22 protein-coding genes are annotated in these 23,613 nt (G+C 46.6%); 12 read left to right on the top strand and 10 right to left on the bottom strand.

Features of this window, described 5'->3' with window-relative positions; translation table 11 throughout:
* The first annotated feature begins 3 nt into the window (after nucleotides 1-3).
* From L1D44_RS09900 to panP, 8 genes are all read left to right on the top strand, one after another.
* Nucleotides 4-2,103 carry an MtrB/PioB family decaheme-associated outer membrane protein gene (locus L1D44_RS09900; RefSeq protein WP_239890272.1) on the top strand — a complete coding sequence of 700 codons (2,100 nt, stop codon included), beginning with the start codon at nucleotides 4-6 and terminating at the stop codon, nucleotides 2,101-2,103.
* A 211-nt stretch (nucleotides 2,104-2,314) separates the two neighbouring features.
* Nucleotides 2,315-2,893, top strand: a complete 579-nt coding sequence (locus L1D44_RS09895) for a hypothetical protein (protein ID WP_239890270.1) — start codon at nucleotides 2,315-2,317, stop codon at nucleotides 2,891-2,893.
* Nucleotides 2,894-2,923: 30 nt separating this feature from the next.
* Complete coding sequence (locus L1D44_RS09890; RefSeq protein WP_239890268.1) at nucleotides 2,924-3,529, top strand: uracil-DNA glycosylase family protein; 606 nt, start codon at nucleotides 2,924-2,926, stop codon at nucleotides 3,527-3,529.
* 160 nt (nucleotides 3,530-3,689) lie between these two features.
* Nucleotides 3,690-4,841: a sugar diacid recognition domain-containing protein gene (locus L1D44_RS09885; RefSeq protein WP_239890266.1), complete on the top strand. Its 1,152-nt coding sequence runs from the start codon at nucleotides 3,690-3,692 to the stop codon at nucleotides 4,839-4,841.
* A 16-nt stretch (nucleotides 4,842-4,857) separates the two neighbouring features.
* Complete coding sequence (locus L1D44_RS09880) at nucleotides 4,858-5,394, top strand: prepilin-type N-terminal cleavage/methylation domain-containing protein (protein ID WP_239890264.1); 537 nt, start codon at nucleotides 4,858-4,860, stop codon at nucleotides 5,392-5,394.
* Between the two features lie 242 nt (nucleotides 5,395-5,636).
* Entirely contained in the window at nucleotides 5,637-6,995 is a 1,359-nt protein-coding gene (locus L1D44_RS09875; RefSeq protein ID WP_239890262.1) for a GntP family permease, read from the top strand.
* Nucleotides 6,996-7,134: 139 nt separating this feature from the next.
* Nucleotides 7,135-8,289, top strand: a complete 1,155-nt coding sequence (locus L1D44_RS09870) for a glycerate kinase (protein ID WP_239890261.1) — start codon at nucleotides 7,135-7,137, stop codon at nucleotides 8,287-8,289.
* Nucleotides 8,290-8,549: 260 nt separating this feature from the next.
* On the top strand, nucleotides 8,550-10,196 hold the full coding sequence (gene panP, locus L1D44_RS09865; protein ID WP_239890259.1) for a pyridoxal-dependent aspartate 1-decarboxylase PanP: 1,647 nt from the start codon (nucleotides 8,550-8,552) through the stop codon (nucleotides 10,194-10,196).
* 4 nt (nucleotides 10,197-10,200) lie between these two features.
* Here the strand turns inward: panP and L1D44_RS09860 are convergent, their stop codons facing one another.
* Nucleotides 10,201-10,869 carry a class I SAM-dependent methyltransferase gene (locus tag L1D44_RS09860; protein WP_239890257.1) on the bottom strand — a complete coding sequence of 223 codons (669 nt, stop codon included), beginning with the start codon at nucleotides 10,867-10,869 and terminating at the stop codon, nucleotides 10,201-10,203.
* A 258-nt stretch (nucleotides 10,870-11,127) separates the two neighbouring features.
* Here L1D44_RS09860 and L1D44_RS09855 point away from each other — a divergent pair, with 258 nt between their 5' ends.
* Entirely contained in the window at nucleotides 11,128-11,484 is a 357-nt protein-coding gene (locus L1D44_RS09855; protein WP_239890255.1) for a hypothetical protein, read from the top strand.
* A gap of 53 nt (nucleotides 11,485-11,537) precedes the next feature.
* Here the strand turns inward: L1D44_RS09855 and L1D44_RS09850 are convergent, their stop codons facing one another.
* Nucleotides 11,538-13,271 (bottom strand): phospho-sugar mutase, encoded by a 1,734-nt coding sequence (locus tag L1D44_RS09850; protein WP_239890253.1) that lies wholly within the window; start codon nucleotides 13,269-13,271, stop codon nucleotides 11,538-11,540.
* 329 nt (nucleotides 13,272-13,600) lie between these two features.
* On the opposite strand from L1D44_RS09850, the gene L1D44_RS09845 reads away from it, so the two are divergent.
* Nucleotides 13,601-13,927: an SMR family transporter gene (locus L1D44_RS09845; protein WP_239890252.1), complete on the top strand. Its 327-nt coding sequence runs from the start codon at nucleotides 13,601-13,603 to the stop codon at nucleotides 13,925-13,927.
* 85 nt (nucleotides 13,928-14,012) lie between these two features.
* Nucleotides 14,013-14,858: an RluA family pseudouridine synthase gene (locus L1D44_RS09840; protein ID WP_239890250.1), complete on the top strand. Its 846-nt coding sequence runs from the start codon at nucleotides 14,013-14,015 to the stop codon at nucleotides 14,856-14,858.
* Nucleotides 14,859-14,942: 84 nt separating this feature from the next.
* Here the strand turns inward: L1D44_RS09840 and L1D44_RS09835 are convergent, their stop codons facing one another.
* Nucleotides 14,943-15,683, bottom strand: a complete 741-nt coding sequence (locus L1D44_RS09835) for a cytochrome b/b6 domain-containing protein (RefSeq protein ID WP_239890247.1) — start codon at nucleotides 15,681-15,683, stop codon at nucleotides 14,943-14,945.
* A 160-nt stretch (nucleotides 15,684-15,843) separates the two neighbouring features.
* Nucleotides 15,844-16,509: a glutathione S-transferase gene (locus L1D44_RS09830; protein WP_239890245.1), complete on the bottom strand. Its 666-nt coding sequence runs from the start codon at nucleotides 16,507-16,509 to the stop codon at nucleotides 15,844-15,846.
* A gap of 258 nt (nucleotides 16,510-16,767) precedes the next feature.
* Between L1D44_RS09830 and L1D44_RS09825 the strand changes: the two genes are divergently transcribed.
* Nucleotides 16,768-17,616 carry a mechanosensitive ion channel family protein gene (locus L1D44_RS09825; RefSeq protein WP_239890243.1) on the top strand — a complete coding sequence of 283 codons (849 nt, stop codon included), beginning with the start codon at nucleotides 16,768-16,770 and terminating at the stop codon, nucleotides 17,614-17,616.
* 69 nt (nucleotides 17,617-17,685) lie between these two features.
* Here the strand turns inward: L1D44_RS09825 and L1D44_RS09820 are convergent, their stop codons facing one another.
* The 6 genes from L1D44_RS09820 to L1D44_RS09795 all read right to left on the bottom strand — a co-directional run bounded on the left by L1D44_RS09820 (nucleotide 17,686) and on the right by L1D44_RS09795 (nucleotide 23,423).
* Nucleotides 17,686-18,165 (bottom strand): hypothetical protein, encoded by a 480-nt coding sequence (locus L1D44_RS09820; RefSeq protein ID WP_239890241.1) that lies wholly within the window; start codon nucleotides 18,163-18,165, stop codon nucleotides 17,686-17,688.
* A 94-nt stretch (nucleotides 18,166-18,259) separates the two neighbouring features.
* A complete protein-coding gene (locus tag L1D44_RS09815; RefSeq protein ID WP_239890239.1) occupies nucleotides 18,260-18,427 on the bottom strand; it encodes a hypothetical protein in 168 nt (55 codons plus the stop codon).
* A gap of 119 nt (nucleotides 18,428-18,546) precedes the next feature.
* Nucleotides 18,547-19,650, bottom strand: coding sequence for a 2-alkyl-3-oxoalkanoate reductase (oleD, locus tag L1D44_RS09810; protein WP_239890237.1), 1,104 nt, complete (start codon nucleotides 19,648-19,650; stop codon nucleotides 18,547-18,549).
* Nucleotides 19,651-19,656: 6 nt separating this feature from the next.
* A complete protein-coding gene (gene oleC, locus L1D44_RS09805) occupies nucleotides 19,657-21,372 on the bottom strand; it encodes an olefin beta-lactone synthetase (protein ID WP_239890235.1) in 1,716 nt (571 codons plus the stop codon).
* Nucleotides 21,373-21,377: 5 nt separating this feature from the next.
* A complete protein-coding gene (locus L1D44_RS09800; RefSeq protein ID WP_239890233.1) occupies nucleotides 21,378-22,283 on the bottom strand; it encodes an alpha/beta fold hydrolase in 906 nt (301 codons plus the stop codon).
* 90 nt (nucleotides 22,284-22,373) lie between these two features.
* Entirely contained in the window at nucleotides 22,374-23,423 is a 1,050-nt protein-coding gene (locus tag L1D44_RS09795) for a 3-oxoacyl-ACP synthase III (protein ID WP_202721559.1), read from the bottom strand.
* Nucleotides 23,424-23,613 lie beyond the last annotated feature (190 nt).

Raw genomic sequence — 23,613 nt, 5'->3', positions numbered from 1 at the left:
AAGATGAAATTCAAATTAAATTTAGTCACGCTCGCTTTGCTAACTAATGCCGGAATGCTATCTGGCGCAGCTATCGCTGCTGATGGCTATGGCATTCAAAATGCGAACACTGAAAAAGTAAAATTCGACAAATGGGTTTGTAAGAACTGTAAAGTCGAAAAAGGTGTATCAGGTACTGTAGGTGTGGGCGCAGGTTATAGCGACAGCGATGATATTCGTTCAGCTAATGCGTTTGCTACCAAAGATGGCTTTGCAGGCAAAGTTGACGCCGATGTGAAATACACCGGTGAAAACGGATACCAAGCAAGTATTGAAGCTGAAAACCTCGGTATGGAAAACGGCCGTGCCGAAATCAACGCAGGTAAAGCGGGTCAATACAACTTGAACCTAAACTACCGTCAAATCGCGACCTACAAAACCGATAAGGCGATGAGCCCTTATCAAGGTATTGGTGGCGATGACCTAACCCTACCGGGTGATTGGGTTCATGGCGGCAGCACCCAAGACATGACTAACTTGTATTCAAGCCTTAATCCACTTGAGCTTTCTCTAAAACGTGAACGCGCTGGCTTAGGTTTCGAGTACCAGGGTGAAAGCTTGTGGAACACTTACGTTAACTATCAACGTGAAGACAAGACTGGCTTAAAACAAGCATCGGGTAGTTTTTACAATCAATCTATGATGATTGCCGAGCCTGTTGACTACACCACTGATACCCTTGAAGCGGGCGTTCGCCTATCTGGTGACAACTGGTTTACTTCAGTAAACTACAACGGCTCAATTTTCAAGAATGATTACAGTGAACTGTCTTTTGAAAATGCATTTGTCCCAACCTTTGGTGCACAAACCACTGGCTACATGTCGCTAGACCCTGATAACGAAGCACACACTGTTTCAGTATTAGGCCAATATGTGGCAGGCAGAACCGTGATGAATGGTCGAGTCTACTTGGGGCAGATGACCCAAGATCAGGACTTCAGCACTTCAGGCTACGGCTATCAGATGCCTACTGAGTCGCTAGATGGTCGAGTTGACACTCAAGGTGCAACCCTTAAGGTTGTTTCTCGTATTAATCGTCAACTACGTTTAAACGCAAGCTATGATTATAGCGACCGTGATAACAAGACCAATGTTGAAGAGTGGACGCAGATCAGCATCGATTCTACAACGGGCCAAGCGGCTTACAACACGCCTTACGATATCACCACTCATAAAGCTAAAGTGGGTGCAGACTACCGTCTAGCACGCGGCCATAAGCTTGAAGGTGGATTCGACTACCGTAAAGATGAGCGTAGCTATTCAGACCGTGAAACAACGGAAGAAAACACCCTTTGGGCCAAGTACCAGCTAAGTGCTTTTGCTAACTGGAACATGTGGATTAAGGGTAGTTACGGTGAACGTGACGGTTCTCATTACCAAGCGTCTGAGTGGACATCTAGCGAGCAAAACGATCTGCTACGTAAGTACAATCTTGCCGATAGAAAACGCACTCAAGTTGAAGCTCGCGTAACTCACAGCCCAATCGATAGCCTAACACTAGATTTTGGTGCTCGTTACGCCCTTGATGATTATAACGAAACACAGATTGGCCTAACTGAGTCAAAAGATTTAAGTTACGACGCCAGTGTCAGTTATCTAATCAATGATGACATGACGGTAACGGCTTTCTACAACCGTCAGAACATCGACTCAGAGCAAGCTGGTAGCACTAACCTTGGTGCGCCAAACTGGTTTGGCAGCGTTGAAGATCAAGTCGATGTACTCGGTGCCGGCTTTAGCTACAACAACCTTATGGAGCAAAAGCTTCGCCTAGGTGTTGATTACACTTATTCAGACTCTAACAGTAACACCCAAGTAACTCAGGGCATTACTGGTGACTATGGTGATTATTACGCTAAAGTGCATAACGTCAACGTTTACGCCTTATACAAAGCGACAGAGAAGATGGATCTGCGCCTAGACTATAAGATGGAAAACTATAAAGACAACGATGCAGGCAATGATATTGCACCGGATGGCATTTGGAATGTGTTGAGCTTTGGCAGCAATAGCCACGACTACAACGCACACCTAATCATGCTAAGCATGAGCTACCGTTTGTAAGACATAGCTTCCTTAGACAAAAAGCCCGCTGAATGCGGGCTTTTTATTGCCTGAAATCAAATAGAAACGACTCCATTTCCTCCAAGTTTAGTGAACTTGATCACCGCAAAGATAAAAAACTGAACTAAAAACTGACTTCCTCACCATTCACCTTGAACTTATTACTGCTTTAGGAGATCTTAATATCATTAATTTCCTCTAAAATACTTTCATGACTCATTCGACAACAATTTTAAAAGCCACTGTTGCAACTGCAGTGCTCGCCCCTTTACCAGCTTTTGCGATGGCTAACGACACCACCAATGTCTTACTACTCGCCATTACGTTAGGTGGCTTTAGCTTATTCAACTTACTGCTAAACGGTTTGTTCTACTTCACAGGCAAATACCACAGCCGAAATTTCGCTAACATGCACACATTAATAGCGATTATCCCCGCCATTATAGCCCTGTTTATCGCACTAATTTACTTCGATACTCCAGGTGCTATCTCTATGAATATAGGCGTTATTATCGTCAGTATTGGCCTGAGCTTACTACCACTTCAACTGAACCTTTCCGCGGCAAAAGCGCCGGGGAAACACAGCGCGCTGATTATCGCACTGGCCGCTATCGCGCTATTAATCGCTGCTTATTACGTTGCACCCATTGCTATTTTTGCCATCGCCTGCGCTCATGTAGCCTTGATTAGCCAAGCCGATATAAAAGTGAAATTCTTAAGCCTATCAACTCTTGCTATTGGCTACGGTTACTTAGGCTACTGGGCTTATCAAATTTTACAGTACAGCTAACGCCCTGCTGCAATATTAAACGGATAGCCCATGCCTAATGTATACAGCTTCACCGCCCTCAAAGCTGAGATTGAACAATGCCAGATCTGCTCTGAGTTTCTGCCTCTTGGGGCCAAACCCATTGTTCAATTAGGCAAGCAGGCAAAGATTCTGATAGCAGGCCAAGCGCCAGGGCAAAAAACACATCACAAGGGTCGCCCTTTCGATGACGCCAGTGGCGAACGGCTGCGGACTTGGCTTGGGGTTACCCGCGAACAGTTCTATGATCCTGAGCTATTCGCCATCGTCCCCATGGGATTTTGTTATCCAGGCAGTTACACCAGTGCCGATAAGCAGAGCGGCGACAAGCCCCCTCGCCCAGAATGTGCTAAAAGGTGGCGCCAAGAGGTGCTTGCTCAACTTGAACATATAGAACTGACACTTTTAGTCGGAAAGTATGCCATCGAGTGGCACCTCAAGCAGAAACTCAGTGTCACTCAATCTGTGGCAAACTGGCAGGATTTATGGCCAACTACCTTAGTTATGCCTCATCCAAGCCCAAGAAACAACATCTGGCTTAAGCGCCACCCTGAGTTTGAACAACAGATAATTCCCCAACTACAAAGGCGTGTAACGTCTTTAATAAACTCTACATAAACGACTCGCAAAATATGTATCAAGCTCACAGTTAGCTTAAAAAGTAATGCCACACTTCTTCACTTTAAGGCACTGTACTTGAGCTTAATAAAAAGCCCCCATAGTTAAAGCAGTCTCTATCATCTGTCTTAGTCGTTTCTTAGTCGTTAGTGAGGATAAAGTGTATTTTCTAGATGGTTATTTGGCACGGCAAATTGTAAAGCGCACCATGAAGATCATTGGTCATAATATCAATGTGATGAATAATCATGGGGTGATCTTAGGCTCGGGTGAACCTCACCGTATCGGTGCTGTTCACGAAGGTGCATTGTTAGCTATTAGCCAAAAACGCACCGTAGAGATCAGCACTCACAGCACAGGTACGCTGCAAGGGGTAAAGCCTGGAATCAACCTGCCACTGCACTATAAAGGCAAGATAATTGGTGTTATCGGCATCACAGGTGAGCCTGAAAAGCTACGTAGCTACGGTGAACTCTTAAAGATGACTGCCGAAATTATCGTCGAGCAAGCCAACACCTTAGAGCAAGCTCAATGGCAGTACCGTCAAAAAGAGGAACTGATCATTGATTTAATTAAATCTGAGGGGGCATTCACTGCTCACCAGCGAAATTGGGCCTCCCAGTTGGAGATAGACCTTAATTTGCCGAGAGTTGTCGCTGTGATAAAGGTGCAAGCTAACGAAGAGGAAACCGCTGCTAACTCTATGTTAAAACAGGTCATGCACCTGCTAGAAACCCCCTCTCGGGGCAACTTGGTCGCAATGAGCTCGATGACCGAGCTGGTTATTTTAAAACCTGCATTCTTGGATGGTAAAACCTGGGATCCCAACCTTGAAAGTGAGCGTATCGACCAACTGCTTGCAAGATTACCTAAAGAGTTTGTCAGCCGGCTAAAGATCTCTCTAGGGCATTATTTCCCTGCTCCTGAGGATCTCAACCGCTCCTATCAAACCGCGTTAGAAACCCTTGCCATTGGCCAACAGATGCGGCCTGAGCAGAGTAAGTACCTTTACGAAGATTATTCACTATTAGTGCTACTATCCGCTTTAAAAGATAGCTGGCGTGGTAAGGAGTTACTCTGCCCTTATCAGGCTCTTCTTAGCGCCGATAAAAATGGCCAGTTAGTCAAAACGCTAACCGCTTACCTGCAACACTTTGGTGACCTACAACAATGTGCTAATGTACTTTTTATTCACCGAAATACGCTACGTTATCGGCTCGATAGGATCCAGCAGATCACCGGCGCTAATCTCAACCAACTCGATGGGTTACTGCAACTGTATATTGGCCAGGTAATGCTAAAACAACCTTAAGCGAAAGGGGGCGATCATGACCTTAATCTCAACAGGTAAACGCGGCTTTACCTTAATCGAAATGGTCGTAGTGATTATAGTACTTGGGGTCATAGCGATTGTAGCCCTACCAAAGTTTGTCGTTCTTAAAACTGACAGTAAGATCGCGACCTTAGACGGTATTGCAGCTGCCATGGAAAGCGGCTTAGATTTAGTCCACAGCAAAGCAGTTATTGAAGGGCAAGCAAAGGGGGCAGGCAATATTGTCCATGCTGGGGTCACTATTCCACTTTATAACGGCTACCCTGCTGTTGATGGTACAGACAGTTTTGATGAGCTTAACCGCCAAGTGAAGGCATGGCTCAATATCGACTCTGTTTCACTGACAACGATTCAGCAAGACCCTGATGCAGCCCCTTTCTTTATCGACAAGTCCACCGCCAATAACCACATTTACATCTTTTTTTCTGAAGACCTGAACGATAAAAGCGTCAGCTTTAACTGCCATATTCGTTACGAAAATGCCATTAACGCCACTGAGCCTGTGATTACCGTCAAGCACAGTGACTGCTAAAAAGTTATGCTGTACTCAATCAAGCGCTTTCAATAAGTTACACCAGCCATAACCTTGTGCATCCGCACAATAAAACTTTTATTATCCACCTAAAATTAGTGAACTCCACCAAAGAAATAATTTCAGCACCACAGCATAATATTTCCGCCTGAAATACCTTGGTGCGCTGTCAGTCTCAGTGCTCCCTACTCGGCATAAATAAAACAAACCTTACATATAAAAATACCCAAATAGGGATCCCTATGAGCCTAGTACTGATCTTATTGGCTGTGATTGCGTTTATCGTCATCGCCACCGCTAAATTTAAGCTACATCCATTTTTAACCCTTATTCTGGCATCGTTTCTTGCCGCATTTGCCTACGGTCTACCAAGCGCCGATATCGCTAAAACCATCACCTCAGGTTTCGGCGGGATCTTAGGCTACATTGGTCTAGTTATCGTATTAGGTACCATCATAGGTACTATCCTCGAGAAAAGCGGCGCAGCGATTACCATGGCGGACGTGGTCATTAAAGTCTTGGGAAAACGCTTTCCGACACTCACCATGTCGATCATTGGCTATATCGTTTCAATCCCTGTTTTTTGCGACTCTGGCTTTGTGATCTTAAACTCGCTCAAGCAGTCGATGGCTAACCGTATGAAGGTGTCGAGCGTGTCTATGAGCGTCGCACTCGCAACGGGCCTGTATGCCACTCACACCTTTGTGCCACCCACACCAGGTCCTATCGCCGCTGCCGGTAACTTAGGTCTAGAATCAAATCTTGGCTTAGTCATTTTTGTTGGTATCTTTGTCGCCGCTATCGCCGCACTAGCTGGTACCCTGTGGGCTAACCGCTTCGCCAATACCCAGCCAGATGGTGAAGGCGCTGAAGAGCTTTTGAGTCACCAAGATGATTTTGACAAGCTTAAGCAGGCCTATGGCGAGCTTCCTAGCCCAACTCGTGCATTTGCACCGATTTTTGTACCAATTTTGATGATCTGTTTAGGCTCGATTGCCAACTTCCCATCGGCGCCACTTGGCGATGGCATGCTTTTCGATATCTTGGCCTTCTTAGGTCAGCCTGTTAATGCCTTGATGATTGGTCTATTCCTGTCACTATCATTGCTGAAAGGCAACGACAAAATTAAAGAGTTTAGTGAGCGTATCAGCCAAGGTTTAGTGGTTGCAGCGCCTATTTTGCTTATCACAGGTGCAGGCGGTGCATTTGGCGCAGTACTAAAAGCCACAGACATCGGCACCTTCTTAGGTGAGTCATTGTCAGCACTAGGTATTGGGATCTTTATGCCGTTCGTGGTTGCTGCAGCGCTTAAATCGGCTCAAGGCTCGTCAACCGTTGCCTTGGTGGCAACCTCTGCACTAATTGCGCCTATGCTAGGCGATATCGGCCTTGCCAGTGACATGGGACGCGTACTGACGGTTATGGCAATCGGCGCAGGCGCAATGACAGTATCTCATGCAAACGACAGCTTCTTCTGGGTCGTGACCCAGTTTAGCCGCATGAGTGTTAAACAAGCCTATAAAGCCCAAACTATGGCTACGCTAATTCAAGGTGTTACGGCTATGGCTTTGGTTTATCTACTAAGCTTAGTGTTGCTATAAACATTTGCTACTCAATATTTAGGCGAGCATAAAAATGCTCGCCTAATATCAACTAACGTAATCAACTTACGCACCAAAGTTAACCATATCAAGATTAGTCTGATTCAATTGGTTGAATTTAGTCTTATAGGAATACTGCATGAAAATTGTGATAGCCCCCGACTCTTTCAAAGAAAGCCTGACCGCAATGGAAGTGGCAAATGAGATTGAACGAGGATTTCGCACTGTATTGCCCACTGCTGAGTACATTAAAGTTCCTGTCGCCGATGGGGGCGAAGGTACAGTGCAATCGATGGTCGATGCCACCGATGGCTGTATTGTCACACTCAATGTCACGGGTCCATTAGGCGATAAAGTTGAGGCCTTCTATGGCATCTTAGGCGCTGGCTATCAGGGAAAGAAAAAAACGGCCGTAATTGAAATGGCAGCTGCGTCTGGGCTGCATTTGGTTGCCCAAGACAAGCGAAATCCGCTTATTACTACCAGTTACGGTACCGGTGAGTTGATTGTCGATGCCCTCAATCGCGGTATAAAACATATCATCATCGGCCTTGGCGGCAGCGCCACCAATGATGGCGGCGCAGGTATGGCTCAAGCCATTGGTGCACACTTACTCGACAGTCAGGGCAAAACCCTTTCTGTTGGCGGCGCAGCATTAATGCAATTAGCTAAACTCGAGTTAAACGATCTACACCCATTGATCAAAGAGTGCAGCTTCGAAGTCGCCTGCGATGTGAATAACCCCCTATGCGGAGACAAAGGCGCCTCGGCTATTTTTGGTCCACAAAAAGGGGCAACGCCAGAAATGGTGCTGCAGCTTGACAAGGCATTAGCCCATTTCGCCGATATCATAGCGGGCTCAGGCATTGATGATAACCGAGAACTCGCTGGCGCTGGTGCTGCTGGCGGCATGGGCCTTGGTGTGATGACCTTTCTAAATGCCCAGCTAAAACCCGGTATCGATATCGTGATGGAAACGGTTAACTTGGCTGACCTGACTAAGGGAGCTGATTTAGTGATTACAGGTGAAGGCCGCCTCGACAGCCAAACTCTTCACGGTAAAACCCCTATGGGCGTTGCCGGTGTCGCTAAAGCTCAAGGCGTTCCTGTGGTAGCTATCGCAGGTTGCGTTAGCGATGACGCCAACGTGCTACTAGAACATGGTATCGATGCGCTGTTCTCTATTACCCCTAGAGCATTGCCGCTTGCAGAGGTACTTGCCAGTGCCAAGCATAACCTTTACAGCACAGCTAAAAATATCGCCGCGCTATACGCACTTTCACCCGCTAAATAGCCCATATCTGCATTGGATATCAACCAAAAAAGGTGCTTAACGGCACCTTTTCTTGCTCAGCAATCCCCTATGTCTTAACACAAACCCCACTCTGACACTCTCACCATTACGGTGATAAAGCCATCGCTATTATTTTTCTACTTGATGCACCATAAAGCATAAAGTAAAGTGACCGTCCGTTTTATGCGTCCGTTTTGACCATCTGTTTCTATCGGCAGTTAAGTTAAGAAACAGCGTGATTAGTAGAGAAATTTAGCCCAATGACAGCAAGAAAAGCCACCGCTTCTGAAGAGGCGTTACTGCGAATTTTTACGGTTCCAGAAGCCCCTGACTCTACCCTTAGTGTGATTGAGCAAAATATCTCACAAAACCTGATGGGTTTCTTACAAGAGAGCGTGGTGGCTGTCGAGAAGCCGCTTTCTGAAGTTGAACTGGATTTCCAACAATACCAGATCCCATCGGCGCCGCAGTTTGTCTCCGATTACGCCGACAATATGATGCAAACGCTGGTCGCTCATTCTGTGCATACCTCCGCACCTAGCTTTATCGGCCACATGACTTCTGCCCTGCCTTACTTTGTATTACCCCTGTCTAAGATGATGGTAGGGCTCAATCAAAACTTGGTGAAAATCGAGACCTCAAAGGCCTTTACGCCACTCGAGCGCCAAGTGCTCGGCATGATGCATCATCTGGTTTATAACGAGAATGAAGCCTTTTATCAAAGCTGGATGCACAGCGCTAATGTCTCTTTAGGCGCATTTTGCTCCGGTGGCACAGTCGCTAACATCACCGCTCTGTGGACTGCACGCAATCAGTTATTAAAAGCTGACGGCGACTTTAAGGGTGTTGCTAAGCAGGGACTAATAAAAGCTCTGCGCCATTATGGCTATGATGATTTAGCTATTTTAGTCTCAGAACGCGGCCACTACTCACTCGCTAAGACTGCCGACCTACTAGGCATTGGCCGAGAAAACATTATTCAAGTACCGACATCGAACGATAACAAGGTCGATGTCACTAAGATGCGAGCACTCGCAAAACAGCTTGAGCAAGATAACATTCGAGTGATGGCCATTGTGGGCGTTGCTGGCACGACAGAAACCGGTAATATCGACCCCCTCAATGAACTTGCCGATCTGGCCGCTGAACTCGAATGTCACTTCCATGTGGATGCGGCTTGGGGTGGTGCGAGCTTATTATCGAATAAGTATCGTCACCTGCTAGCGGGTATTGAGCGCGCCGACTCCGTCACCATCGATGCACATAAGCAGATGTATGTGCCCATGGGCGCTGGTATGGTGCTATTTAAAGACCCAACCTTTGCCAACGCCATTAAACATCATGCCGAGTATATTCTGCGCCAAGGCTCGAAAGATTTAGGCAGTCAAACCCTCGAAGGTTCACGCCCCGGAATGGCAATGCTAGTGCATGCCTGCCTTAAGGTGATTGGTCGTGAAGGTTATGAAATTTTAATTAATAACAGCCTCGAGAAGGCGCGCTACTTCGCAGATTTGATCACCGCAGAAGCCGACTTTGAGCTGGTCTCTAAGCCAGAGCTTTGTCTGCTCACCTATCGCTATGTGCCGCAATCAGTACAGCTGGCGATGGCAAAAGCCCGAGAGATTGGCGATACAGAGACGCTCAGCAAGTTTAATCAACTATTAGATGGGTTGACAAAGTTTGTACAAAAAACTCAGCGTGAACAAGGCTCCTCGTTTGTGTCACGTACCCGGATTAACCCAGAGAGCCACCAGCTAATGAATATCAAAGCCGTAGTCTTTAGGGTCGTATTAGCCAATCCACTGACAAGCCATGAGATTTTGCAGCAAGTTCTCACCGAGCAAGCACAGATTGCCTCGCAAGATCCCCTGTATTTACCTCAACTGCTCGCGCTAGCACAAAACTAACAGTTCATGACCGTAAGGCTCGACTCCCCCCTTTATCGAGCCTTGCTGTAATGAACAGATCCGTTACCTCACCAATTGGGCTCGGCTGCAGTTTACGCTTAAGTTCAATAAGACTAAAACCGGCTAATTCTAGCGCTGAAACGATATCTGCGCCTCGGTGGAAATAGGTATACATCTTATCCCCATCGCTCGAGGTATCGACCCTTGGCCCCAAAGAGTCACCTTCCATAGCACTTAAATAAATCACACCATTAACCGTAAGTCTTTGAGCCGCATCAGAGATCAAATTTAGCACCTGTTGTTGATTCAAATAAGGTAAGCAGAAGCCACACATGATGGCATCGAAGTGCGCATCTAATCTATTAAGCTCACGGCTATCGAGTAGCGCCACATCCACCTGAGGGTTATTTTGCTGAGCGAGCATCAACATATTTGGCGCAAGATCGGTAGCAAGAATCGAAAGTTGAGGCCTTTTACTTAATAGATAACGAGTGATATTGCCAGGGCCACATGCAAGCTCCAGCACTCTGGCACCTTGTTTTGGCAGTGCTTCGATAAAAGCCTCAAAGGTATCGATATACATGGCTAAATCCATATACTTCTCTTGATATCGCAGGGCGAGCTTATCGAAGGTATTGACCGATACCTTATTTGGATCGAATTTTTCTTTCATGACATCTCTATTTATAGCGTGATAAACCAATCCTACCGAGTAACACCTAATATTCAAGCCTTTACACTCAAGTCCTATACAGCCTCAATCTATCGTTATTCCAGCCTTAACATCGAGCCCCCTGCGAGAATATCATTGAAAAAGTCTCAATTGACCTCTTGTTCATTCCCTCGCAAAATCCTGCCAACACAAGAGGTGATGAGCGATGACTAGGTCTGATAAAACGATTAATAGACATGGATAGAAAAGGTGACAAGGATGACTAAACAAAAAAACAAGCTAAAAAATAAGTTAAAAGATGAGCTAATCGCTGATGACTTTCAAGTTGAAGAACGGAGCGGAAAACTCAAAGTAAAACTTGGCGGGCTGGCCGCTCCCGTCTATATCGAAAATGACTTTGCCAAGAATCTATTTATCGTCAACACCCGCGAAGCAGTCAACGCGATCTTTTTGGGCTCGCTACTCTTTCTTACACTTACCAACGCCCCTAGCTGGCAACAAGCGCTATTGTTAAGCATGATAGCCATTGGCTTTTTAAACTTGCTCCTTACCGAGATCAAGTCACAACCATTAAGGCAACGAGTCAATTTATTTAATCGAATGAATTGTGCATAAAAAAGCCACCTAACAGGTGGCTTCATCCTTAAATCAACTAAAGAACGTTTTTGCTACTTAGGCAATGCTGCCTGATGCGCCTCAATAAAGCGCGCCATTTCAGCCTCCGCTCGTTGTTGAGCTGTGACTAATGTGTCTTCAGCGCTCATCGCTTCGACCACCTCGTAATAGCACTTGATCTTTGGTTCTGTGCCCGATGGCCTGACGATGACTCGGGAGCCATTTTCAAGGCGATAAATCAATACGTCACTGGCGGGTAGTGCGATATCTTCCTCTGAGACATCTGCACTCCTATCAAAAAAGTAGCGCTTACCAATACTGATATCGTCGCTCGATACCACCTTATGCCCTGCTATTTCAACGGGAGGATGTTCTCTAAGGTAGGCACCGATATTTGGCGTCGTCGGTTTAAGGGCAATACTGACCTGAGCGTTGAGGTGAAAACCATGCTGACGATAGATGGCTTCAAGACGGTCCCATATAGTCTGCCCTTGGCTAGCAAGCTCTGCAGTTAACTGAGCAAATGCTACCAGCGCCGACAAGCCGTCTTTATCCCACACCATAGAGCCAACGGTGTAACCGAGCGCCTCTTCGTAAGCAAACAGGAAGCGGTTATCATCGGTTTCTTCACTCATACCAACATTCGTCAGCCACTTAAATCCTGTTAGCGTGGTTCTACATGTAGCATTCAGGCTATCTGCAACCTTTGATAATAAACTCGATGACACAATCGTGGTACAGGTTAAGCGTTGAGCATCACTCCCGTGGGTTAATAGGTAATGACCAAATAACACGCCGACCTGATCGCCTGTGAGCATCTGATAGTCTCCAGAAGCCGTACGCACAGCAACGGCAAAACGGTCGGCATCGGGATCGTTGGCACAGGCAAGCATGGCGTTATGCTTTTTGGCCTCGGCGACCACCATATCCATCGCCCCTTTCTCTTCGGGGTTAGGGAAATTCACCGTAGGAAAGTCGCCATCGGGTAATGCCTGTTCTGCAACAGAATAAACTTGTGTGAACCCCGCATCTTTCAGCACATTCAGTGCCATCTGGTTACCCACGCCGTGCATGGCCGTGTAGGCTAACGTGACAGAATCAGGTTGAGTATGATTTTGCAGTACTTCCGCCTGCTTCACGCCTTGACGATAAGCATCGTAAAAGTCGTCCTCTAACATGACGAGCTTACCCATGGCTATGGCTTGCCCTATGTCCAACAATGGCACGGCCTCGGTCGCGGCTTTATCGATACAGGCCGCGATACCGCTGTCATGGGGCGGGATGATCTGAGCGCCATTGCCCCAATAGACCTTATAGCCGTTATATTGCGGCGGATTATGACTCGCGGTAACCACAACACCCGCTGCGCAGCCAAGATGAAGTACACCAAAGGCCACCAGCGGTGTCGCGGCAACATTTGCGGTCAGATAGACCTTAATCCCCATCGCCGTTAATACGCTTGCGGCGTCATGGGCGAATTGCTTCGAGTCATGACGACCGTCATAACCTATCACTACGCCGCGACTTGCTACGTCACTAATTTGTGCCTTTAGGTATGAAGCTAGTCCTGCTGAAGTTTGCTGGATCACTAATCGATTCATTCGAGTCGGTCCCGCACCAACAACGCCACGCAACCCCGCCGTACCAAAGGCGAGTCGGCCAGAAAAGCGGGCCTCTAGCTCTGCGCTATCATCCGAGTCTATTAGGGCTTGTAGCTCCTGTCGCATCGCAGAGTCAGGATCGGCTGCCATCCAGTGTTTTACTCTTAATGCTAATTGGGTATCCATAACTCGCTCCATTTACTATCAATGAGGTAATGGCCGCTAAAGAATAGGAACCAAGCGCGGCACATTACGAGAAATAAACCTAATTAAACACTAAGCCTAGCACTTAGCTTGAACAAGACAATTTGCATTAAATTTTCATCACAAAGTTCAAGTGTCTCTTAGCGCAATATTGAGTGCTATTGCTCAGTAAGCTTTACCAAAATCATTAGTGATGCCTAGTAAAACATTCAGCGGCACAATGACTTCGAAAGTTGATTTAGTCTTCAATTGCCCATTTTCGCGCTCTGTTCAACTGTTCACGAGCGCTTTTTTTAACTGATAGGCCCGATATGAATAGCTACATTTACTTAAGCTTAGCCATTGTTTCAGAGGTCATTGCCACGAGTCTACTGCCAGTTACCATGGGGTTTAGTCGATTACTGCCTTCCATTGGCTGTGGCGTTGGCTATGGAGCGGCGTTTTACTTCTTATCTCTGGCCACTAACACTATTCCAACTCATGTTGCCTACGCGATATGGTGTGGTGCAGGTATCGTATTAATTACTATGTTAGGCATTTTTATGGGAAAGGTGCCTAATATCGATACTGTCTTTGGCATGATTTTGATTGTTATAGGAGTCGCACTGATCAACATGAACACTGCTAGTCTGCATTAAGTTATACATAACCATGAGCCAAACGTTCGCTAATCGTGTAAAATTATCGGCTTGCTAAATAAACCCTTGCTGCGAACTGTTAACCATGAGCCCGTTAAAAATAGAAACCCATATCAAAGTCCAATCTACCGAGATTGATGCGGCCAGCCTGCTCGCACAGGAAACTGGCTTATCCAAGCAGGTGCTCAAGCAAGCGATGCAAAAAGGGGCGGTTTGGCACAGTCATGGCAAGCAAACCAATCGTCTTCGCCGTGCGAAGAAGGCGCTTAAGATCGGGGATGAACTGCACCTTTATTACAACCAAGCGGTATTGGATGAGACGGTAACCGATGCGGAGCTACTGTTCGACCAGGAGCAATACAGCATCTGGTACAAGCCCTTTGGCATGCGCTGTCAGGGCTCAAAGTGGAGCGATCACACCACCATTAACCGCTACATAGAGACCCACCTGAACCCAGCTCGCAACGCCTACCTCATTCACAGGCTCGATCTGGCCGCTACCGGCCTTATCGTGTTGGGGCATAATAAAAAAGTTACCGCAGCCATCGCTAAGCTGTTTGAAACCCGCGCGCTGGATAAGTTTTATCAGGTGATAGTGGAAGGTAAATTTCCCGATGGAAAAGTCACCATAGATACCGATGTGGATAATAAGTCGGCGCTGTCACACGCCGAGCGCTTGGAGTACAACAGCGAGCTGAACCAGTCTAAAGTGCAGGTTAAAATCGAGTCAGGACGCAAACACCAAATTCGTATCCATATGGCCAGTATTGGCCACCCCGTTGTTGGTGACAGACAGCATGGCAATGGCAGCGACCAAACACCGAATCTACAGCTCACCTCCTGCCATTTAAGCTTTGTCTGCCCTGTTACCGGTGAGGATAAAGTGTTTGAGCTGCCGCAAAGCTACCGACCTGAGTTTCAATCGCGCTAATGTCTGCAACTAAGCGATAAACAAAAGCCCACGAATGTGGGCTTTTGTTTATATCAATAGGCAACAGCTTTATGCTAAAAGCCTTTACTCATCGACAGGCTTATCTTTAAGTCGTTTCTTACCTGAAAACATAGCCGAAATAATACCGGGCTGATGTTTAAGCTCCGCGATAATCACACCGATAATATGAATCAGTACCACTAACATCAACAGATAAGCGCTATAGAGGTGCACCTTACCCATGATGCTTTTATAAGGCTTCAGCTGTGCGACTTTCTGTTGGTTAACTCCAGTATCATCATAAGGTTTTAGCGAGGCAGGCTCTACCCCATCAGCTGCGATGTACTCGGTCACTGCTGCGCCAAAAGGCGGATAAAAAACGTCTGTACCCGCGCGCAACAATCCGGTCGTTCCGAGAACAATTAACAATGCAAATATCGCACTAACGGCTAATTTTCCCAGCGGATTATGGCCTAAGTATTGGGGATTCTGACCCGCCTTCAATGCTTGTCGATAATCACTTGCAGACTTAAAGCTTGGCCACATATGGGAAAACTTGGCATAACCGCTGCCGATAAAGCCCCATAGCAAGCGTATAAGCAGGTTAATCACGAATAGGTAGCCGATTACAATATGCAGCTCTTTAAGTTTAATCTTCGCTGCAAGGCCGCTAATTCCAAGCTCAGATTTAAACAGCATGATTAACCCGACAAACATTAACGCGGTGATCAACACTAGGTTAATCCAATGGAAAATGCGTACGGGTTTATCCCACACTTGATATACTGATACCGTTTCAATATTACTATGTTGCTTTTCACTCATCGACTTTCCCCCGAAAATCTTGTTTCTCTCATATTTGCAAAGTTTCAAATTAGTGGGTTTATGGTACGCCTTTAAGTAAATTTTTCAGTGAATATTGTTTAATATCAAGGAGCCCTTAAAGCAAAGGATGACGGGCGATAATTAACCTAACCTTCTAATTTTAATCAGCTTTAAAGGTGACATGTTCATTACACTCCGACCATACTGGGAATTTCGCCATCACTTTACTGAACATTCGACTCTGTAAGTAACCACTCAGCCAATCCCTAACTTTTGGGTAGGGAGACTGCCTGTACCATTGACGTTCAACACGAGAAAATTGACGAATAAAAGGAAGAATTGCGAGATCGGCAAGACAGGAGGTATCTGACACTAGGTATTGATGCTTAAGCAGCCTTAGCTCAAGGAGCTGCAAGTATCGCTCACAGGAGTGGCGCAGAGTTAATAAGTCTGGATCATGATAACGTTTAGCACTACGGTAGTTTTCCAGACAAGTCTTGAACTCCTTATCAAATAGCGCAATAAGACTAAACATCTCCTGCTGTCTATCCTGCTTATCATCAAGAAGGTAATTATCAGGGTCATTAGCCCTAAACGCCCACAGCATGATCTCTAGGCTCTGCTCAATAACCTCACCACAGGGCAGCACTAGTACTGGCACGGTTCCCTTTGGCGAGGCCTCTAACAATACGGCAGGTTTATTATCTAAACGTAACTCACGTAACAGTACCGATTGACCCGAAATGTAGACTGCCATTCTTGCCCGAATTGCATAAGGGCAATTGCGTAAAGAGTAAAGTACGGGAGGAGATGATACGGCACTCATGATGGCTTTATTCCCTAACGATGCGTTCAATAAAATAGATAGTCAAATCGCTTATCAAGCAATTTACAATCTAGAGCTGGACCCATTAAGTTTAAATCAATCTCAATCAAGTAATCTGTCCAGTATTAGCTAACTTGTTTTTTACCTATGATAACCGTAGAGTGACCCCATCATGAGTAAAAGCGGTTAAATCACTTGGTTAAGCTGAATTATTCGACTATAGAACATATACTTTAGGTGCTATTTTAAGAGGGTTTCGTGGATAAACTAACCATCGCAGTTGACTTTTTATTAACCCATAAGCTTTTGCTAACGGTATTAATCATTGTTTTAATTTCATTGATTAAGCGCTTGGTGATCTCTCAAATTCGCGGTGATGTGGCGTTTTTAACTGAAGTTCAACGCAAATGGATGTCACGAACCAAGAATGGCACCTTTATCTTAATCATAGTGATCCTGTTTATGCTTTGGCAGACAGAGATCAATAAGTTTGCCCTCTCCGTTACCGCAATCGCCATCGCTTTTGTTGTGGCATCGAAAGAGATTATTCTCTGTTTTACCGGTTCGATTCAAAGAGCCAGCTCACGCTCATTTGTGATTGGTGACTGGATTGAGGTCGGTAAAATCTGTGGTGAAGTGATTGAGCACAACCTAATGGCAACGGTTATTCAAGAGATTGACCTGCACCATGGTCAGTATCACTTCACCGGGAAAACAGCGACCCTGCCTAACAGTATGTTCTTTAGCTATGCGGTCAAGAACCTCAACTTCATGAAGCGGTATGTCTACCACGACTTTTTTATCACGGTTGTGGAATTCGTAAACTTGTACCCACTGTTCCCAGAGTTACACGAGAAGATTGAAGCTCACTGTGAAGATTTTCATGAAGTTGCTAAACGCTATAATAGCGTTATCGAAAAGCATGCTGGCGTGGATTTACCTGGCTCTGAGCCCCATATTCATATTACTAGCGGTATTAATGGCGAACAATTTGTCCACATTATGATTTTCTGCCCTACTGAGCAAGCAGTTCATTTAGAACAATTAATCAGAGAAGATTTTATGATTGCATACCATGAGGCATTTGGAAAAGACCGTGAGCTCTAGGCTACTAAGCTAGAGAACCGGCTAAGATAAACACAGTGCTCAGCCACTGTGTTTTCAATTTTTATCCGCTTAATCGAGACGTACCCAGACTTCCTGCTCTTTTAACTCACCATCTTCAATACGCTTGGTGCGCCACTCATCTCCTTCAATGACATAACTAAAGGAAAAAGGCGTATTCGATTCGACGCCGAATGAATTTAGCTCTGGATACTCAACATAGTCGCTTGCAGTATATTCGTAATGCCCAGAACCTGCCGCCCAAAATTCAGATTTAGGTTTATCCCTTGTACCGATATTTTTGATGGTGGTAAAACTGAAATGTTTTGCTGAAATAACCTTTATCGCTTCAAGCTTTAGATCGCTATAGTAGACCCAATCGCCTTTACCATCGAGGTATTTCCCTGATACTAGCTTCCAACTTCCGATAAATGGGTTTTCAACACTCGTCGCTGTACCCGCTTCGAGACTCGCCTCAACAGCCTTGATAGGGGCTGCCACCACACTCATCAGTACAAACAGTAATCCAAGTCGAGTTAATCGTAACAACATATAAATTCCTTTTTACTTATCAAGTTATTCTTCTGCCAACTATGGAGAGCTCTCATCAATACCGTCAAGATTAACCCAAGCGTGACAGCGCGCCTCATATAGCGAAACTGAAGGTCACCGAACGACTTGGGAACCTAGCCTGAGCACCAAATGCGCTACCAGTACGCTTCTGACAACCACAACAATAACAAGCCGACACTCGAAGCGGCTTAGCAGTCACTGTTAATGAAAGCTGTCCACAACCGCTGCTGGCTTTACGCATAATACATCCTTATATCTGCCACTTGCTAGCATAGCGAATCAACATTTGACCATAAAAAAACAGCAAGTATATTGCTGTTCTTTTACGTTCATGAATTGTGAGTATTGACCTAGCCAGGTTTATTGTAAAGACGCTTTTAGCCGCTCCATCCCCTCGTCAATACCCACCAATGCCTGATAACCCAGATCCCGTTTGGCGGCGCTAATATCGAAATAGTGGCTCGTCGAGAGCTGCCTTGCCACAAAGCGAGTCATAATAGGCTCATCTTGTTTACCCAATAAACCATATACTGACTCAAGAATACACCCTGCCACATAGGCAAGGTTACTGGGCACCCGTTTAGTCACTGGCGGTAGATTTTTACAGGCAAGAATTTTATTGAGCATGGCCGCCATCGTAATGGGCTCATCGTTACTCAAGTAATAGGCTTGACCGGCACAAGCTGTGCGACTCGCATCTTCGCAGCAAAGCTTCAAAGCCGCTAAAATGTGGGCATAGGCGGCATTACCCACATAGATGGTATCAACCAACTTGTCCTGCTTACCCACCAGCTTTAACCTGCCCGCCTTGGCGCGCTCTAATACCCTTGGCACAAGATGAGGATCGCTAGGCCCCCAGATAAGATGCGGCCGCAGCGCTGTAGTACCAAGAGATTTACCCTCGCTGAGTTTATCGCCATTGGCGGCCAGCATCATCTGCTCGGCAATCGCCTTTGACTCACCATAGAAATTGAGAAACTGCTCGGCATAGGGCGCAGACTCATCATTGCCCGCCTCATCGACTCCAGCAAAGGTTACGCTCGGTGTACTGGTATAGACTAGACGCTCGATATTGCGCTTCTTACAGGCATTGATGATATGGCGCGCGCCATCGACATTGGGGGAGAAGTAGCTGCGCTTACTCCCCCAGACGCCCGCCTTCGATGCCACATGAAACACCAGATCACAGCCTTGCATCCCATCGAGCAGAGCTTGTTGATCGGCAACATCGCCTTTAACCATCTCGATGCCCATGGCGCTTAACTCAGAGTATTCACCACGAGCAAAGCCAGTCACCTTAACCCCGGCTGCTAGCAGGCGTTCACAGATGGCTTTGCCCAAAAAGCCTCCCGCTCCAGTGACAAAGGCGTGAGTCACTTTTTGCTTAAGCGCCAACAGCGCGGCTTGCTCTTGGGGGAGAAAGTCATCCAGCACAGGAGCTTGATTCTTATTAGCTAATGACAAAGTACACTACTCCTTTATCTGCTTTTGCGCCCAAACGGCTAACTTTTCACGGAAAATCTTAGCGTTATGACGAATATCGACCGGGAAGTCTGGATGAATAAGGAAGCGCTCGATCCCTTGAGTCTGCGAATGCTGCTCGGCAATCGCTCTGAGTTCGCTGTAAAGCTTATTTGAGAGCGAGCAAGCCACCGATTGCTTAAGCTCGATGCAGACGAGTGGCGTCACCTTTCCCGCCACTTTTACCCCGACGAGGGCGCTACGCTTCACATCGCTATGAGTATTAAAAATCCGCTCACAGGGGATGGAATAATAGCGTTGTGGCTCGTTAGCAGCTGTGGCATCGGCATCGACCCGATGCGCCTTGCGGCCGCACATCCACAGTAAGCCATCACTATCTAAGTAACCTAAGTCGCCCATACGGTGGCGTATTTCGCTGCCGTCTTTAATTTTTGCCGTTTTTGTCGCGCTATCTCGCTGATAATAACTGCGACTCACCATAGGACCTTTAACGACAATTTCACCGATTGTGTCTGCAGGCAAACGCAGAGACTCATCCCAGCTACTGATTGGCTGCTCATCGATGGCTATGATGGCGATATCCACTCCATCTATCGCCTTACCGACACAGATCCCACCGCCGTTATCTGTGATATCAGTGGTGTTAAACAGAGCCTTGCTGCCGATTTTACTTAAGGGTAAGGACTCAGTCGCACCGTAGGAATTAAGCACCTCGACCTCGTCATTAAGCATCTTGCTAAAGCACTTAATCGATGAGATGGTCGCCGGCGCGCCTGCAGAAATCACTCGTTTGATAGAAGATAGCTTATGAGACTTTTGCTCACCTGCTTGGCCAAGACGCTCGATCAGCGCTGGATTCACGAACATATTACTGCACTGATATTTTTCGATGGCGGCAAAAATAAAGTCAGGATTGGCGGTGATAGGCTTACTGGCGTCCATATCGGGCACAATAGATGCCATGCCTAACGCTGGGCCAAACAGGGAAAACAGTGGGAAAGTCGCGAGGTCCCGCTCCCCAGGTTTGATCCCGTAATCATCTTTAAGTGCGGTAATTTGTGCCTCGAACATCTTATGGGAATAGACCACGCCCTTGGGCGTGCCCGTACTGCCGCTGGTGAACAAGATTGCCGCCATGGCATCTTTATCGAGCCACTGCATCTTAAATGGCTCTGTGGTTCGCGACCGACTCGTTTCCAATAGGTTCTCGAGGCTCGTCGCGCCAGTCAGTGCCCGAACTAAAGCGCTGCCCCCCACATTGATCAAGTGCTTAACAGTAGGTTTGCCCCAGCCAAATAATCGTCTAGCGATATGGGCTTTGGGGATCCCGATAAAGGCATCGGGCTTAGCCTCAATAAAACACTGCTTCAGGTTTTTAACGCCCATGCCCGGGTCGACCAAGATAGGGATAATGCCGGCCTTAAAGAGTGCGAAGGTTAAGCTGAAAAAATCGATACTTGGGGTCACCATCAACACCGCCTTCATACCAGGCGTTAAACCATGGCAGATAAGCGCGCTAGCGAGCTCGTCACTTTTAGCGTTAAGGGTCTGAAAGTCCATCTCTTGGTAACCTAAACCCGCTATGGATTTGCCATTAGCTTGCTGCACGGCAACCGCTAGTGAGTTAGGGATAGTCTTGGCGGCACTAACTAAATGACGGCACAAATTTGCGCCGTCATTGTTTTCAATCAACTGACTGATCATGGCGTTTAAGCAACCGACTCTGTGGCGGTTGGCTCATTCGTTTTAGCCATAAAGGCTTTAATGTGACCAATCACCTCATCGCTGGCATCTTCCAGAATATAGTGGCCGCAGTCGCTAAACTCATGCACCTCGGCATGGGGTATTCTCTGCTTCCACTCAGTCAAGAAGTGCTTGTCGAAGACAAAGTCTTGCAGACCCCAACAGATCACTGTCGGTACAGCTTGGAACTTGCTTAGACTCGCCGCGATATCTGACACTAAGTCATAGTTACGATCGCCCGGCTTTAACGGAATATCCTGCACGAAGCGCAACGTTGAGATACGGTTTGCCCAAGAGTTAAACGGCGCGACATAGGCTTCGCGAATATCTTTGTGCATAGGTTTACGCTTCACCCCCACATAGGACGCCGCCGATGAAAAAGCGTTAAAGCCACGAACTAGGAATGTACCCAGCATGGTATTACGGCAGATTGATAGCGCCCATGGAAACGGCTTACTCGCAGGCAGATGAAACGCTCCAGTATTGAGGATAACCAAGCGCTTAATACGCTCAGGGTAGCGCGCCGCATAACCCATGCCTATCATACCGCCCCAATCGTGCACCACTAAGGTAATGTTCTCTTTCACATCTAAGTGTTCGAGTAAGGCTTCTAAATCATCGATACGATTCTTTAGGGTGTAGTCATAACCACTGTCATCGGGCTTATCTGATAAGCCGCAGCCGATGTGGTCAGGTACAATACATTGATAGTTATCGCTAAGGGCGCTAATGAGATTGCGATAGTAAAAAGACCAGCTCGGGTTACCGTGAACCATAACCACAGGCTCGCCTTGGCCCTCGTTCACGTATTGAAGCTTGTTGCCATTTCTATCTAAATAATTGCGCTTAAACGGGTGTAGGGTATCTAGCATGATGTTTCCTATCATTCTTATACTTAAGGTGTAACTGAGTGGGTCGTGAAAATGAAAAAGCCTACGCCGATAAACGTAGGCTCATTAGCATTACCACTTAAGACCCAACATCATGCAGTTTAAACCACTGCCTATGCCTAAAAAGCTCACCTGATCGCCACGCTTCAAGAAGCCTTGATCGTGGGCCATCGCAGCGGTAACAGGCAGTGAAACTGTGCCCATATTGCCAAGTAGCTTATAGGTTGGAAACTCTTTCTCTTCGGGGATATTCAGTGCACTTAACACGTTACGACGGTTCGATGCCCCCACCTGATGACAGATCACCTTGTCGACCTGCTCCACCAGCCAGTTGCGCTGCTCAAGAAAGTGGCTCCAAGTATGGCGCGCAAGCTCAACCCCTTCTTTTAGCAGGGCGACACCGTTAGTACGCATAAACTCACGGTACAGTTGTGGACCCGCTTCTTCTAGGCCCCATTGACACAAGTCATAATGCTCAGGAGCGGATAGGTGACTGGCTCCCAATAGTTGATGCTCTCGATTGCCCTTAAGGTTTAGGCTGCCATCAGTTAGCAATACCGCCACTGCGCCTGAACCACCAGTTAGGGTTGCTAACGACTGAGCATAGTTTTGCATCGTCGGCTCGGCCAGCATCTTATCGATAGTGATATCGACAATATGACGCGCAGATTCACAAGACACCACAAGCCCCGCTTTAATCTGTCCTAACTCGATGCGATTAGCGATATCTAAAATGCCCGATAACACACCTAGGCAAGCATTACTGATATCGTAAATGGCTGTATCTTTAGAGACACCAAGCTTAGCCGCAATACGGCATGCCGTGGCAGGCTCGTGTTGATCGCGGCAAACGCCAGTATAGACTACGGCACCTAAATCACTGATCTGTACGCCTGTTTCATCGATAGCTTTATGAGCCGCAGCCAGGGCGCCATCAGATAAACGATGCCCTTTAGGCCACCAGCGTCTTTCATGGATCCCAGTTAAGGTAGCAAGTTGCCCCATTGGAATACGAAACTTTTGGTATAAAGGCGCTAAACGAGATTCTAGTTCTGAAGTCGAGACAACTTCAGGCGCTAGCTCGTAGGCCATACTATTAATAAAAACGCGGGAATATTTCATGAAACTGCTTTTAGTCGCTCACAAGATCGGCCGATTGACAGCCTATCTAGATAATTATTTATTATTAACCAGCCATTTGAGCAAGAAAAAGCCGATGATTCAATAAAAAACCTCATTACTGAGGTGTTTTAATCCAATCGTTCATCGGCTTGACTTAGGAAATGGTGTTAGTCTGGCCACGGATTCAATC

The sequence above is a fragment of the Shewanella sp. Isolate13 genome, assembly GCF_022398325.1.
Lineage (GTDB): Bacteria > Pseudomonadota > Gammaproteobacteria > Enterobacterales > Shewanellaceae > Shewanella.
The sequence above is the reverse complement of the archived record's forward strand: the minus strand, read 5'-3'. Positions and strand labels throughout refer to the sequence as shown.